Annotated in this window: 15 protein-coding genes; 8 read left to right on the top strand and 7 right to left on the bottom strand. The window is 69.4% G+C overall.

What is annotated here, in order from left to right; translation table 11 throughout:
* Positions 1-33: 33 nt before the first annotated feature.
* Positions 34-1,035, bottom strand: coding sequence for an o-succinylbenzoate synthase (locus tag EGT67_RS08300; protein WP_127915586.1), 1,002 nt, complete (start codon positions 1,033-1,035; stop codon positions 34-36).
* Positions 1,032-1,679, bottom strand: coding sequence for a PaaI family thioesterase (locus EGT67_RS08295; RefSeq protein ID WP_127915585.1), 648 nt, complete (start codon positions 1,677-1,679; stop codon positions 1,032-1,034). The genes EGT67_RS08300 and EGT67_RS08295 overlap by 4 nt, the downstream gene beginning before the upstream one ends.
* A gap of 81 nt (positions 1,680-1,760) precedes the next feature.
* On the opposite strand from EGT67_RS08295, the gene EGT67_RS08290 reads away from it, so the two are divergent.
* The 5 genes from EGT67_RS08290 to EGT67_RS08270 all read left to right on the top strand — a co-directional run bounded on the left by EGT67_RS08290 (position 1,761) and on the right by EGT67_RS08270 (position 6,700).
* The gene (locus EGT67_RS08290) at positions 1,761-2,654 is read left to right on the top strand and encodes a 1,4-dihydroxy-2-naphthoyl-CoA synthase (protein WP_127915584.1); all 894 of its coding nucleotides are present in this window, start codon (positions 1,761-1,763) and stop codon (positions 2,652-2,654) included.
* A gap of 124 nt (positions 2,655-2,778) precedes the next feature.
* On the top strand, positions 2,779-4,992 hold the full coding sequence (locus tag EGT67_RS08285; RefSeq protein ID WP_127915583.1) for an acyltransferase family protein: 2,214 nt from the start codon (positions 2,779-2,781) through the stop codon (positions 4,990-4,992).
* Between the two features lie 74 nt (positions 4,993-5,066).
* Positions 5,067-5,690: a dienelactone hydrolase family protein gene (locus EGT67_RS08280; RefSeq protein ID WP_127915582.1), complete on the top strand. Its 624-nt coding sequence runs from the start codon at positions 5,067-5,069 to the stop codon at positions 5,688-5,690.
* Between the two features lie 146 nt (positions 5,691-5,836).
* Positions 5,837-6,286: a hypothetical protein gene (locus EGT67_RS08275; RefSeq protein ID WP_127915581.1), complete on the top strand. Its 450-nt coding sequence runs from the start codon at positions 5,837-5,839 to the stop codon at positions 6,284-6,286.
* A 33-nt stretch (positions 6,287-6,319) separates the two neighbouring features.
* Complete coding sequence (locus tag EGT67_RS08270) at positions 6,320-6,700, top strand: VOC family protein (RefSeq protein ID WP_127915580.1); 381 nt, start codon at positions 6,320-6,322, stop codon at positions 6,698-6,700.
* Positions 6,701-6,706: 6 nt separating this feature from the next.
* Here EGT67_RS08270 and EGT67_RS08265 read toward each other — a convergent pair whose 3' ends face one another.
* The 5 genes from EGT67_RS08265 to EGT67_RS08245 form a co-directional block, all read right to left on the bottom strand.
* On the bottom strand, positions 6,707-7,060 hold the full coding sequence (locus EGT67_RS08265) for a hypothetical protein (protein WP_127915579.1): 354 nt from the start codon (positions 7,058-7,060) through the stop codon (positions 6,707-6,709).
* A gap of 2 nt (positions 7,061-7,062) precedes the next feature.
* Complete coding sequence (locus tag EGT67_RS08260; protein WP_127915715.1) at positions 7,063-7,803, bottom strand: ABC transporter ATP-binding protein; 741 nt, start codon at positions 7,801-7,803, stop codon at positions 7,063-7,065.
* 8 nt (positions 7,804-7,811) lie between these two features.
* Positions 7,812-8,555 (bottom strand): ABC transporter ATP-binding protein, encoded by a 744-nt coding sequence (locus EGT67_RS08255; protein WP_127915578.1) that lies wholly within the window; start codon positions 8,553-8,555, stop codon positions 7,812-7,814.
* Positions 8,548-10,839, bottom strand: coding sequence for an ABC transporter permease (locus tag EGT67_RS08250; RefSeq protein ID WP_127915577.1), 2,292 nt, complete (start codon positions 10,837-10,839; stop codon positions 8,548-8,550). The genes EGT67_RS08255 and EGT67_RS08250 overlap by 8 nt, the downstream gene beginning before the upstream one ends.
* A gap of 134 nt (positions 10,840-10,973) precedes the next feature.
* Positions 10,974-12,389 (bottom strand): ABC transporter substrate-binding protein, encoded by a 1,416-nt coding sequence (locus tag EGT67_RS08245; protein WP_127915576.1) that lies wholly within the window; start codon positions 12,387-12,389, stop codon positions 10,974-10,976.
* Positions 12,390-12,844: 455 nt separating this feature from the next.
* Between EGT67_RS08245 and EGT67_RS08240 the strand changes: the two genes are divergently transcribed.
* The 3 genes from EGT67_RS08240 to EGT67_RS08230 are packed head-to-tail and all read left to right on the top strand — an operon-like array spanning position 12,845 to position 14,773.
* Positions 12,845-14,077, top strand: coding sequence for an inorganic phosphate transporter (locus EGT67_RS08240; RefSeq protein ID WP_127915575.1), 1,233 nt, complete (start codon positions 12,845-12,847; stop codon positions 14,075-14,077).
* Positions 14,078-14,090: 13 nt separating this feature from the next.
* Positions 14,091-14,363 (top strand): hypothetical protein, encoded by a 273-nt coding sequence (locus EGT67_RS08235; RefSeq protein WP_127915574.1) that lies wholly within the window; start codon positions 14,091-14,093, stop codon positions 14,361-14,363.
* 41 nt (positions 14,364-14,404) lie between these two features.
* Positions 14,405-14,773, top strand: a complete 369-nt coding sequence (locus EGT67_RS08230) for a DUF3349 domain-containing protein (protein WP_127915573.1) — start codon at positions 14,405-14,407, stop codon at positions 14,771-14,773.
* Positions 14,774-14,791 lie beyond the last annotated feature (18 nt).

The following is a 14,791-nucleotide window of genomic DNA, read 5'->3' as shown; positions in this document are numbered from 1 at the left end:
TATCGACTGGTCCGTATCTGGCCGGGCACGACACTATACGAGTTCAGCGCCCCCACCGACGACCAGCAGTTCGTAACAGCGACGCAGCCGCGCGAACCACCACTCGGCGCGCTCGACCGGGGCGGCGAGTTCGGACACCCGGGCGGGGTCCGGAACGACTGGACGAACGTCCAAACTGCCCTCGGACATCGTGCGCGGTTCGGCCGTGACATCGGCCTCGAACAGCCCCCCGGTGCCCAGTCCGCACGCGTGCCGCAGGTCGGGAAGCGCTGCGGCCGCGGCGAGTCCGGCGCCCATCCCGACGGCGGTGTCCAGGGCACTCGAGACGACGACCGGCACGCCGTACCCTGCGAGTTCGTCGGCGAGCGCGAGCAGTCGGCGCATACCGCCCAGCGGCGGCACCTTCACCACCGCGACGTCGGCGCCGCCCGCGCGCACCACTCGCAGGGGGTCCTCGGCACGGCGGATGCTCTCGTCGGCGGCGACCGGCACACCGGGCGACCGACGACGGACCTCGACGAGTTCCGGCACGCTCGCGCAGGGCTGTTCGGCGTATTCGAGCGGACCGTCGACCGTCAGCGCGGCCAGCGCGGCGACGGCGTCGTCGACGTCCCAGCCGCCGTTGGCGTCGACCCGGACGTTCGGGATCAGCGCGCGCACCGCGTTCACCCGCGCGACGTCGTCGGCGAGGCTCTGCCCCTTCTCGGCGACCTTGACCTTGGCGGTGCGGGCGCCGGGGAACCGCGCGAGGATCTCCGGCACCTGCTCCGGGCCGATCGCGGGGACGGTCGCGTTGATCGGCACCCGGTCGCGCACCGGCGTGGGTGGGCCGAGCCACGCGGCCTCGAGCCCGGCGCGCAGCCAGTGCGCGGCCTCGGCGTCGTCGTACTCCGGGAACGGCGCGAACTCGCCCCACCCGGCCGGGCCCTCGAGCAGCACCGCCTCGCGAGTGGTGATGCCACGGAAGCGAACCCGCATGGGCAGGCTGACCACCCGGGCCCCCGCCAGGACGTCGGCGAGGGGCGGAAGGCTCACGGCTGGCCCGGCAGCAGCTGCACCATGAGGGCCTCGCAGTCGGCCAGGACCGCCCCGTCCAGGTCGCGCAGCTCCGCGGTGCAGAAGATCTTGCGGCCCTCGACGCGGTCCACGCGCCCCTCGATGACGAGTTCCGTCTCGATGGGCGTGACCTTGCGGTAGTTGACGTGCAGGTAGCCGGTGCGGGCGATCGGGTGGCCGGCCTCGTGGACGATCATGCCGAGCAGGTCGTCGAACAGCAGCCCGATCGTGCCGCCGTGCGCGGCACCGTTGCCGCCGCGGTGGAACATGCGGAACATGCCACGACCCATGACTCCTTCGACGCCGTTCCGCTCGAAGATCCACGGCAGGAGCAGCAGGCTGCCGCGGCCGGGAAGGTCCGAGTTGAATCCGGCGGGTTGCTGGCCCTCCTCGACCTGGTACGGCTCCAGCAGGTCGGCGAGTGCCGCGGCCTGCGCGATCGCCTGCTCCGCAACGCCGTCGGGGAGGTGCGTCGACACCGCGAGGTCCTGCAGCCGCCGGAACGACTCGACGAACTCCGCGAAGTTCGGTCCGGCCTGCACCGGTGTGAACACCGGGAACCCGCCGTGGTGCTCGTGGACATCGTCCCCGGATCGGACTCCGGACTGCACTGACTCGCTCATGCCTGCACGGTATCGCCGGGGTGCGGCTTCCGGAGCGAGGTGGTCCCGACACACCGGGGGCCGGGGCATATCCTCGGGGCCGTGACCTTCAATCCGCAGCTCTGGCGTCCCGTCCCCGGTTTCGAGGACCTCACCGACATCACGTACCACCGTCATGTCTCCGAGGGCATCGTCCGCATCGCGTTCGATCGCCCCGAGGTGCGAAATGCGTTCCGCCCGCACACCGTCGACGAGCTGTACCGCACGCTCGACCACGCGCGCATGACCTCCGACGTCGGCTGCGTGCTGCTCACCGGCAACGGCCCCAGCGAGAAGGACGGCGGCTGGGCGTTCTGCTCGGGCGGCGACCAGCGCATCCGCGGCCGCAGCGGCTACCAGTACGCGTCCGGGGAGACCGCCGAGACCGTCGATCCGGCCCGCGCCGGCCGCCTGCACATCCTCGAGGTGCAGCGCCTGATCCGGTTCATGCCGAAGGTCGTCATCGCGCTCGTCAACGGCTGGGCCGCGGGCGGTGGACACAGCCTGCACGTCACGTGTGACCTGACGCTCGCGTCCCGTGAGCACGCCCGCTTCAAGCAGACCGACGCCGACGTGGGCAGCTTCGACGGCGGCTACGGCAGCGCGTACCTCGCGAAGATGGTGGGCCAGAAGTTCGCCCGCGAGATCTTCTTCCTGGGCGACACCTACACCGCCGAGGAGATGCACCGGATGGGCGCGGTGAACCGGGTCGTCGACCACGACGAGCTCGAGAACGTCGCGATCGAGTGGGGCACCAAGATCAACGGCAAGTCGCCGCAGGCGCAGCGCATGCTCAAGTACGCGTTCAACCTGCAGGACGACGGCCTGGTGGGCCAGCAGCTGTTCGCCGGCGAGGCCACCCGCCTCGCGTACATGACCGACGAGGCCGTCGAGGGCCGCGACTCGTTCCTGCAGAAGCGCGACCCGGACTGGTCGCCGTACCCCTGGTACTACTAGCCGTACCGCCAGCCGCCGCGCTGGTTTTCGCCGTGCCGCGTCCCCGATCGGGGGCGCGGCACGTCCGTTTTCGGAGCGGCGTGGCGCGCATGTGGCCCCGGTCACCGAGGGCATCATTTCGCGCATGCCATTGTCGAGCCGCCTCGGCTCTTCGACGGTCCTGTCACCTCCGCCGACTTCACCGTCGGCAGACCGAGAGGTGCCGGGCGCCGTGGGAGCGTCGCAGCATTCGGATTTCCGCCCCGACATCGAAGGCCTGCGGGCCGTCGCGGTGCTGGCCGTCGTCCTCTTCCATGCCGGTGTGCCCGGGATCGCCGGCGGGTTCGTCGGTGTCGACGTCTTCTTCGTCGTCTCCGGTTTCCTCATCACCGGGCTGCTGTGGCGGGACGTGACGGCCACCGGCACGGTCCGGATGGCCCGGTTCTACGGCGCGCGGGCCCGCCGACTGCTGCCGGCCGGAACCCTCGTGCTGGTCGTCACCGCGATCGGCGCGGCGATGCTGCTGCCGCCCCTGCAGGCCCGCGAGGATCTCGGCGACGGCATCGCCAGCGCGCTGTACGTCGGGAACTACCGGTTCGCGGCGCGCGGCACCGACTACCTGGCCGCCGACTCCCCGTCGCCGTTCCAGCACTACTGGTCGCTGGGCGTGGAGGAGCAGTTCTACCTGCTGTGGCCGGCGCTGATCGTCGGTACCGCCTGGCTGGTCCGTCGCGGGCGGCGACGCGACGGCGTCCGGACCGCACCGTCGGTGACGCCGTATGTGCTGGTGCTGGCTCTGGTCGCGGCGGCGTCGTTCGCGGTGTCGCTGTCCTGGACCCGCACGCTGCCGCCGTGGGCGTTCTTCTCGCTGCCGTCACGGGCCTGGGAGTTGGCGCTCGGCGGACTGGTCGCGCTCTCCGTCCCCCTGTGGCGCCGGCTGCCGGCCCCGTCGGCGGCCGCCGCCGGGTGGGGTGGGCTGGCCCTGATCGTCCTCGCCTGCGTGCGACTCGGCGCGACGACGCCGTACCCCGGCACGGCAGCGCTGTTGCCGGTCCTCGGCACCGCGCTGGTGATCGGCGCCGGCTGTGCGGCGCCCCGACCGGGTGTCGGTCGCGCGCTGTCGCTGTCGCCGATGCGCGTGGTCGGGCGCCTGTCGTACTCCTGGTACCTGTGGCACTGGCCGCTGCTGATCCTCGCCCCTGCGCTCCTCGGCCACGACCTCGGGCTGCCCGGTCGGCTGATCACGGTGGCGGTGGCGGCGGGGCTGGCGGTGCTGACGCTGAGACTGGTGGAGAACCCCGTCCGGTTCGCGGCTGCACTACGCGGCTCGGCGGCCCGCAGCCTCGCCGTCGGCGGCGCCGCCACCGCGGTCGCCGTCTGCGCGTGCCTGGTGCTGTTGATGCTGCGCCCGGTCCCGGTTGGTCACGGGGACGCGGCCACGGCTCTGGCGGTCACCGCGGCGCCGCAGCCGCCGGCCGCCACCGCCGACCCGAACGACGCGGCGGTGCAGGTGCTGACCGCGCAGGTGCAGGCCGCGGTCGCGGCCTCGGCCGGGCTGGGCGCCGTCCCGTCGAACCTGTCGCCGACGCTGGCCGACGCTCCGGCGAGCAAGCCGGAAGTGTTCCTCGACGGCTGCGTCCGTTCGTGGCTCGAGGTCGGACAGGACGAGTGCGCGTCGGGCGACACCGCCTCGGCCACCACGGTGGCGCTGGTCGGCGACTCGCACGCCGCGATGTGGAGTCCGGCGCTCGAACCGGTCGCCGAGCAACGACACTGGCGGCTGGAGACCCTGGGCAAGGTCACGTGCCCGCTGCTGGACCTGCCGCTGACCAGCCCCTATCTGGGCCGCGAGTACACCGAGTGCGAGCAGTGGCGCGGTGAGGTGGTCGCCCGGTTGCAGGCCGAGCGACCCCGACTGATCGTGCTCGGCATGTCCCGCCGGTACGGCGGCGACTTCGGCTTCACCATGTACGGCCGGGAATGGCTCGACAGCCTGACCCGGATGGTGGCGCAGCTTCCGACCACCGGGTCGAACGTGCTGGTTCTCGGACCGGTGCCGGACCCGCACGGCGTCGTGCCGACGTGCCTGTCGGCGCACCTCGACGACGCCTCCGCGTGCACGCCGGAACGGGCGGTCGCGATGAACGCGGCCGGCATCGCCGCGGAGGCCGCGGCCACCGCCGCCGGCGGCGGGCAGTACGCCGACCTCACCGACCTGTTCTGCACCGCCGACCGCTGCCCGGTGATCGTCGGCAACGACCTGGTGTTCCGCGACGACAACCACCTCACGGTCGAGCACGCCCAAGCGCTCTCCCCCGTCGTCGCCGCGCTGGCCGACCGGGCCCTCGCCGGCGGGTGAACCGCCCGCGGCGAAATCGGTCTCGGCACCCGATTCCGCTTGGGCGACCCCGCGATCGGGTGTGCAATGGACAGGTGAGCACCGAGACGAAGTTCGCGGTCGACGGCGTCCACCTGTCCGGCGCGCTGACCGATCCGGCCGGCGACCTGCCGGTGGTCGTGTTCGCGCACGGCAGCGGCAGCGGCCGGTTCAGTCCGCGCAACCGCTTCGTGGCCGAACTGCTGCAGGACGTCGGCCTGGGCACGCTGCTGTTCGACCTGCTCGCGCCGGACGAGGAGGGGGACCGTCGGCTGGTGTTCGACATCCCGCTGCTGTCGGCGCGGCTCACCGAGGTCACCGCGCAACTGCGGGAGCGGGCACCGGCGATCGCGTACTTCGGGGCGAGCACGGGTGCCGGGGCCGCCCTGCACGCGGCCGCGGAACGGGATGCCGACATCTCCGCGATCGTGTCCCGCGGTGGCCGACCCGACCTGGCCGGCGCGCGCCTGTCGATGGTGCGGGCGCCGACGCTGCTGCTCGTCGGCTCCCTCGACACCGCGGTGATCGAACTGAACCGGCAGGCCGCGAGGCTGCTCGAGTGCGAGCACGAAGTCGTGGTCGTGCCCGGCGCGACGCACCTGTTCGAGGAGCCCGGCACCCTGGAAATCGTCGCCGATCACGCCCGCGACTGGTTCGTCGCGCACGGGCGGCGGTCGTGACGGATGCCGGCGGGTCGCCGACGGAGATGCACCGCGACCGCTTCGACAACGCCCGGGCAGGAGCCGGTCCCGGTCGACACCCGGGGACGCGCCTGCTTCGCGCGAACGGCTGACAGCACGAGTACACCACCGGGCACACTTGATCCATGACCGTCGACCGCGAGCAGCCCGCACCGGAGCATCGCCGCCCGGAGGGAGTCACCGACGCCACCGTCGAGGCGGTGGGCAAGTTGTCCGAGGCCCTCGAGACCGTCGAGCAGGCCCGCGGCCACCTGTACGCGTTCCACCAGTTGATGGGACGGGCCGACCGGCAACTCGGTGAGGCGGTGGAGATGCTGATCGCGTCCGGGCATCCGGCGAGTGCGGAGCGGTTGGACACTGCCATGGTGGGGCGCAACGTGCTCGAGGGCCGGTGGACCTTCCAGGTCGTCGAGGAGTTCGACGACGGGTACTGGTCCGAGTTCCGCGAACACGAGAAGGCGGTCCGCGAAACACTGCTCTGCGGGCGACGACACCTGTACGAGGCCGAGATGAAGGAAGCCCGACGTACCCCGGGCCGTGCGGGCCACGAGGCGCGGCCCGCCCCGGAACAGTGACACCGCGGGTGTGACGCAGGAGGAGAGCGAAACGTGGAGATACTCAGCAGCAGGACGATTCTGCGCCCCCGGGACTACGAGGTGACGTTGTCGTTCTACCGTGACGTTCTCGGGTTGGCGATCGCGCGCGAATACCCCGGGGGCACCGTGTTCTTCGCCGGGCAGGGGCTGGTCGAGGTGACCGCGCACGGCGGCACCGAACTGGAGTCGCGCTTCTCGGGTGCGCTGTGGCTGCAGGTGCGGAACCTGGCGGACGCACAGGCCGAGCTGATCCGGGCCGAGGTGCCGATCGTCCGGGAGGCCCGCAAGGAACCGTGGGGACTGCACGAGATGTGGATCGCCGACCCGGACGACGTCCCGATCGTGCTGGTGCAGATCCCGGAGGACCATCCGATCCGCCGCGACCTGCGCTGACCGCGCCTACTTGGACAGCGCGGCCGCGATCTGGTCGGCCTGCGCCTGGCCCTCGTGCAGCTGACGCAGCAGCCACAGACGCAGCACCTTGGCGACCGCGCCGGCGAGGTACAGCGCCGCCCCGATCACGGTCACCGCGAGGAACGCGGTGGCCAGGATCTGGTAGGACGTGATGTCGCGCAGATCGTTCAGGGTCAGGGACGAGATGTAGACGACGAATGCCGCGACGGCACCGACGATCATCAGGATCAGGCCGGCGATGCGGGCCGCTCCGTCACCGCGGGACTGGCCCGTCTTGAGCTTGAGCTCGGCGACGTCGGTCTTGAACTGGGCGCGACGCTCGTCTGCGAGAGTGGTCATCGTCATCCTCCTAGGTAGCTGTTGGAAAGTTCGTTCTCGATTTCGTCGGGCGCCCCGACGCGGACCACTCGTCCGTGGAGCATGAGTGCTGCGCGATCGGCGATCGGCAGCACGGCGCGGGCGAACTGCTCGGCCACCAGGATGGTCAGCCCCTCCTCGACCAACTGGCCGACGATGTCGTACATCTGGGAGACGATCCGCGGGGCCAGACCCATCGACAGCTCGTCGAGCAGCAGCAGGGTCGGGTCGGTGCCGAGGGCCCGGGACAGCGCGAGCATCTGCTGCTCGCCACCGGACATGGAGCCGGCGAGCTGGTTCTTGCGCTTGCCGAGGATCGGGAACCGGGTGTACGCGATCTCCTCGAGCTTCGCGAGGTTCGATCCCGTTCCGGTGGCGACCCAGAGGTTCTCGTGCACCGTCAGGTTGGCGAAGATGCCGCGCCCCTCGGGGATCGAGCACACGCCGAGCTTCGCGAGATCCGACGCCTCCGCGCCGTTGACGACCCGACCGGCCATGCGCAGCTCACCGTCGGTGACCGGCAGGATGCCCGAGCAGATCTTCAGCGTGCTGGTCTTGCCGCCGCCGTTGGGCCCGAGCAGGGCCATCACGGTGCCCGGCTCCAGCGCCAGGTCCACTCCGTGCAGGACCTCGATGGGGCCGTAACCCGCTCGGACCCCGGCCAATTCGAGCAGCGGGGTGGGCCCGTCCGGCGTCTCCGTGACGTTCGTGGTCGCTGTCGACATCACAGCCATCACACTGCCTCCTCTGCGGTGCCGATGTAGGCGGCGATCACCGCCGGGTCGTCGCGGACCTGATCCGGGCCGCCCGACGCGAGGACCGCGCCGTAGTCGAGCACGTGAATCTGCTTGCACAGCTTCATCACCAGCGGGATGTCGTGCTCGACGAGGCAGATCGCGAGGCCGTCCGCAGCGAGTTGCTGCAGCAGTTCCGCGAAGTCCTCGGTCTCCTGCTCGGTCTGACCGGACGCCGGCTCGTCGAGCAGCAGCAGCCGCGGCGACGTCATCAGGGCTCGTGCCGCCTCGACGACACGGGCCCGCCCGGTCGGGATGTCGGAGACGTCCTTGTCCGCGACATCGGTGAGCTTCGTCAGCTCGAGGATGCGATCGGTCTCCGCGTCCACGTCGATCCTGCTGCGGGTGTTCGCCCGGTGGATGTCCCCGGCGACGCGGATGTTGTCCCGCACCGACAGCGACAGGAACAGCTCGAGTCGCTGGAAGGTGCGGGCCAGACCCTTGTTCGCCCGCTTGGCGGGCGTGAGCCGCGTGACGTCCTGGCCGTCGAGCAGGATCTTGCCCGACGCCGGCTTCTGGAGGCCGGTGATCGTGTTGAACAGCGTCGTCTTGCCGGCGCCGTTCGGTCCGATCAGTCCGGTGATCGCGCCGCGCTCGACGGTGATGCTCACGTCGTTGACCGCGACGTGGCCGCCGAACCGGACGGTGATCCCGCGGGTTTCGAGGATGGGGGTGTCAGGCATGGACACTCAGCTCCTTGGGCTTTCCGGCGAACTGCTCCGTCGCGGCCGCGGTGTGCGCGGTGACGGCGGCGGGCAGCCCGAGTTCGCGGTCGAGGGCCGCGAGGCCCTCCTCGGTGTACGGCTCGTCGATGCCGATCTCCTCCGGTGGGGTGCCCTTCGCGGCCTCGGCCGTCTCCTTGCCCAGCACCGCTTCCGGCATGACCATCTGTCCGACGACCGGGAGCATGAACACCGTGACGATCGTGATCGTCGCGAACCACCAGTTGCCGAGGACCCCGGTGAGCGCGAGGACGTAGGCCAGCGCCACGACGGCGGCACCACCGATCAGCACCGGCTTGGCGCCCCGCAGGCGGCGGTAGCCCTCGATGACGTCGTGCACCGAGCCGGACGGGTTCTTGCCGACTCCCATACCGATCAGGGCGGGGCTGACGGCGGCCAGATGACCCATGAACGTCCACAGCCCCTCGAGTTCGGGCTGCGCCGACGCCAGGTTGTTGAACGACACCATGATCACCGCGAAGCCGACGCCGGCCATGAGGCCGCCGAAGAACGCGCCGGTGACGTAGCCGATACCCGCGACGACGGTGAGCATGAGGATCGTGAGGCTGATCATGATCGAGAAGTTCTCGTTCGAGACCGCTCCGATCGCGCTCGACATCAGGATGCCGCCGAGTCCGGCGATGCCGGCCGAGAGCATGAACACGCTGAGCTTGAGCTTGACGAGGTTCTGTCCGAGCATCGCCGATGCGGCGGGGCTGTCCTTCATCGCGGCGAGGCGGCGGCCGTAACCGCTGTTGCGCAGGGCGATGACGCCGATGGCCAGCACCACGAAGAGCGAGGTGGCCGTCATGAGGAAGGCCGTCTGGTTGCTCAGGTCCAGCGGTCCGATCTTGATCGGTGGGATCACCAGGGAGCCGCCGGTGAAGATCGAGAACTTGACGCCGAACAGTTCGTGCTCGGTGGTGTCGCGCAGCACCATGTTGCTGAGGAACACGCCGAAGGCCATCGTGGCGAGCGCCAGGTAGAGGCCGCGCAGGCGCAGCGCCGGCAGGGCGACCAGACCGCCGATGACCGCGGCCGCGAGCGTTCCGAAGATCAGGCCCCAGATGTTCAGGCGGGCCGCCAGGCCGGTTCCGGAGATGCCGAAGTGGAACGCGACGATCGTGGAGATGGCGCCGAACGACACCGACGCCAGGTTCATCTCGCCGGCGTACCCGGTGAGCAGGGTCAGCGACAGCGCGATGATCGCGAACGAGACACCCAGGGTGAGGGTGGTGATCGCGGACTCGACCATGAGCAGGCGGATCAGGTAGACGATCACGATCAGCGCGACGCCCCAGGCGACGGCCTTGCGGACCGACGGGACCGAGTAGCGCTCACGGGTGCGGACGGCCGCACCACGCAGACGGTCCTGCGGCAGCACGATGAGGACGACGAACAGCGCGATCATCGGGAGCGAGACGCGGAGGTTGGACGTCCACGTCCATTCGGCCGGGAAGTAGCCGAGCACGTAGGTGCCGGCGAGGCCGAGGACGACTGCGCCGACGAACGTGCGCGGGATGCTGCGCAGGCGGCCGAACATGGCGGCGGCGAACGCGTCGATCACGAGCAGGGTCAGCATGTTCGCCTCGAGGGTGCCACCGCTGATCGGGGTGACCAGGATGCCCGCGAGGACGGCCAGGGTGGAACCGAGCGCCCACGAGAACGCGGCGATGCGCTCCGGATTGTGTCCGTTGAGGCGCAGCAGGTCGGGGTCGTCGACGACACCGCGCATCGAGACGCCGACGCGGGTGCGGGTGAACAGGAAGCGCAGGCCGACGGCGATGAGTACCGCGGCGACCAGGCAGATGATCTCGTGCGTGTGGATCGTGGCGCCGAAGAACGAGATCCGGCTCTCGTCGCCGAAGAACATCTTCATGGTCCGGGGATCCTCGGGATGCCAGAACCACTGGGAGAGCGCGAGCATGCCGAGCATGATCGACACCGTGACGACGATCTTGGTGACCTCGGCGGTGTCACGGAGACCGCGCATGATCAGGGCATACAGCAGCAGGCCCATGAGCGGCCCGGCCACGCCGACGGTGATGACCAGTGCCACCGGCGTCGGCAGATCCCAGCCGTACTTCAGCTGCCAGTAGAGGAAGGCGCCGAGCATCGCCTGCGCGCCGTGCGCGAAGTTGAAGATGCCGGACGTGTTGTAGGTGAGCACCAGCCCGGAGGCGGCGATTGCGTACACCGAACCCAGGACGAGACCCAGGATCGTGAACGTCACGAATGTGTCCATCTGCGAACCCTCTGAAGAACTCAGTCGGGATGGACGCGGCGCCCCGGGCGGTGGCCCAGGGCGCCGCGTTCATCGATCGGATCGAAATTGCCGTGCGGCCCGATACCTGTGGGTGTCGACCGTCCGGCCCTGGATCAGGCCTTCGGCGTGATCACGTTCGGGTTCAGGTACTTGGTGGAGATGCGGTCCGCGTTGAGCTCGGTGCCCCACGTCGACGGATCCGTCTTGACGAGGTACTGCGGGTCGCACTTGAACTCGCCCGCCTCGGAGGGGAACGCCTGCGAGTAGTCGGCGCCCTTGATCGACACGACCAGGCCGCACTGCGCGGGAATGTTCTTGCCCGGGTCGCTGGCCGCGTGGAGTCCGCCGCCGTCCCAGTCGTGGATCTTCGACAGCTCGTCGATCATGCACTGACGCGTCAGGTCCGAGCCGCACTCCTTGGCCGCGGTGGCCCACAGCAGGAACGAGGAGGTGGACTGCATACCGAGCAGCGCGGTCTTGCCGCCCTTGGCCGTGACGAGCTCCTTGTACTGCGCGACCGCCTCGTTGTCGTCGTTCTCGAGCATCTGGAAGGTCATGCCCGCATTGAGGTTGTCGAGCAGGCCGGTGTCCTTGTTGAACGACTGGACCGCGTTGCCGTACCAGGTGGCCTCACCGAGGATGATCGGATCGATGCCGACCTGGTCGATGGCCTTGAAGAAGTTGAACTCGGCCGGGACCGGCGAGCGGGATGTCCACAAGCCCTTGGCGCCGCAGGCCTTGACCTTCTCCGCGAACGGCACGTAGCTGGCCTCGCCCTCGTAGTTGAGGGTGACGCCGCAGTCCTTGAGCTTGAAGCCGGCGGCCTCCGCCATCGACTTGGTCTTCGTGAGCGACGTGATGATGGTCGGCATCGTGGAACCGACGAGCGCGAAGTCGTTCTTGAGATCGGGGTGCATCTCCCCCATCTGGAACCACGCCGAGGCGTTCGCGATGTCGACGGGGAACGGCACGCCCTGGTAGGTCATGGGTCCGTTGGCCGCGTCCGGGGAGACGGTGAAGCCCGGGACCGCGGCCATGTTGCAGGCGACGCGGGTCTGCTCGGACGTCTGGTCCATCGCGAAGCCGTGGCCGACCATCATGAACTGGGTGCGGCACGCGTCCTGCATGACGGAGTTCGCCTGCGTCATCGCGGCGTCGTAGTCGGTGCCGACGATCTTGCGGCCGTTGATGCCGCCCTGGTCGTTGCACCAGTCGATCATCGCGGAGACGGCGTCGGACATCTCCTTGTTGAGGCCCGGACTCTTCGCGAAGCCGCGGTCGTCGCCGTAACCGATCTTGATCTCGGTGTCGGAGACGCCCTGATCGGTGGCGCCCTTCGCGTCGCCCTCGCCGCACGGGGAGGCGAGGGTGCCGAACTTGTCGACGGAACTGGACGACGACGCCTGCGCGTCGCTGGACCCGGTGCCCGGCACGACGGCTTCGCCGCCGCGGTCGCCGGCGCAGGCCGAGACCAGGGCCGCGGTCGCGGCGAGCGCCACGACCAGCTTGGCAGTCTTGTTTCTCTTCACGGTCGGTGTATCTCCTTCTCAGTGCCCGAGACCGGGCCGGGGCCGAAACAACAGATCGAAAACCTGTCCGGACCTGCGGCGATGATCGACGCCAGCGCGCCGAACCGGAGGTCGCGCAAAAACTAGGTAAAGCAAGTGCTTTCTTTTGGTAAAGAAAAGAGGGGACAGCGCGCCCCGACCGCTGCCGACATCCCGCCACCGACCTTCCCGAGCTCCACTCGCCGGGAGGCTGCGCTCCCGGTGGCGAGGACCGTAACGAGCATCACACCGGGCTCCGGGTGTCGGTCCCGGTGAGTGAGACAACCCAGTGATGGTCAACACACCCCCCGAAAAACGTGAGTGTTCACACACCGACGGAACCGTCGTTCGAGGTGATGGGAAGATGAGACCCAGAGCACCGTCGATTCACCCGATGCTCGCTGTACTTTTACGCGTTCGATACGCACAATTCGCTTGTGACCGCAGAGCTCGTCGTTCTCTTGGTAGTGGTCGTCACTGCCCTCGCTTTCGACTTCACGAACGGCTTCCACGACACCGGGAACGCGATGGCCACGTCCATCGCCACCGGCGCACTCCGACCGAAGGTCGCAGTGGCACTCTCTGCAACCCTCAACCTGATCGGCGCTTTCCTCTCCGTCGAAGTCGCTGCGACCGTCGCGAAGGGCGTGGTCAACCTCGGGACCGTCAGCGGCGAAGCGCTGTTGCTGATCGTTTTCGCCGGCTTGGTGGGCGGCATTCTCTGGAATCTCGCGACCTGGCTGTTCGGCCTGCCGTCCAGCTCGTCGCACGCACTCTTCGGCGGCCTGATCGGCGCCGCCATCGCCTCGATCGGCATGAACGGTGTCGAGTGGGGCGGTGTGCTCGGCAAGGTGATCATCCCCGCGCTGCTGGCCCCCGTCGTCGCCGCGCTGGTCGCGACCGTCGGCACCAAGCTCATCTACCGCATCACCCAGGACATTCCCGACGACACCAAGAGCAAGGGTTTCCGTATCGGCCAGGTCGGCACCGCGTCGCTCGTCTCGCTCGCCCACGGCACCAACGACGCCCAGAAGACGATGGGCGTGATCTTCCTGGCGCTCGTCGCCCACGGATCGATCTCCGCGGACGCCGAGATGCCGTTCTGGGTCAAGCTCAGCTGCGCCGTCGCGATCGCACTCGGCACCTACCTCGGTGGCTGGCGCATCATCCGCACGCTCGGCAAGGGCCTCGTCGAGATCTCCGCGCCGCAGGGCATGGCCGCCGAGTCGTCGTCGGCCGCGATCATCCTGACCTCGAGCCACCTGGGCCTGCCGCTGTCGACCACGCACGTCGCGACCGGATCGATCATGGGCACCGGCCTGGGCCGGAAGGGCGCCGAGGTCCGCTGGGGCGTTGCCGGCCGCATGGCCGTCGCGTGGCTGATCACGCTGCCCTCGGCGGGCATCGTCGGCGCCGTCTGCTGGGCGCTGGCCCACATGATCGGCGGCCTGCCCGGCGTCCTCGTGGTGTTCGCCCTGCTGGTGGCGCTGTCCGGCTTCATGTACATGCGTTCACGCCGCGAACCGATCGACCCGAACAACGTCAACGACGAGTGGGACGGCGGCCTGGCACCCGCGACGGAGAACGCTCCCGCCGCCCCGACCACCGGCACCGGCGTCGAGGTCGACGCAGACCAGACCACCACCGTCACCACGACCAGCGCCACCTGAGAGGAGACGACCGATGGATCTACTGACGCAGACCGCCAACTCGCTGTGGCAGGTCGTCCTCGTGGGACTGCTCTTCGGTGCGGGCCTGCCGGCGATCTTCGCCCTGGGCCTCAAGAGCCTGTCCGTCGGCGCGCGTACCGACACGGACGGGACGACCACGGCATCCACGGCGGGCAAGATCGGCGCGGCCCTGTGCTTCGCCGTCGTGCTGATCGCGATCATCGCTGGGATACTGATGCTGATGCAGAACTTCCTGGCCAGCAGCTTCGGCATCCACGTCTTCTGAGCGGGGTCCCTACCAGACCACTCCCCCGCTCCCTCGTGAAAGTGATCGCATCCGTGAACAGCAAGTATTCGCTCCGTTCGGTACTCGATTGGCTCCGCGCCGGCTACCCCGAGGGAATTCCGACCAAGGACCACTTCGCTCTGCTCGCCGTGCTCGGACGCCGCCTGACCGACGAGGAGATCGGCCAGATCGTGGACCTGTCCATCGCGACCGCACACGAGCATCCGGATCGGCACGTCGACTACGACGCGCTCAAGAGCATCATCGCGGGGGTCATCCACGAGGAACCCACCGAGGAGGACATCACCCGGGTCACCGAACGGCTCGTCGCGGGCGGGTGGCCCGTCGTCGGCGACGACACCTACGCAGTTGCCGGTGACTACCAGGAAGCCCCGGACGCCCAGAGCTGACGGACCGAGTTCAGGAGC

The organism is Prescottella agglutinans, from assembly GCF_004011865.1.
Taxonomy (GTDB): domain Bacteria; phylum Actinomycetota; class Actinomycetes; order Mycobacteriales; family Mycobacteriaceae; genus Prescottella; species Prescottella agglutinans.
This window is presented reverse-complemented; position numbering and strand designations above follow the sequence as displayed.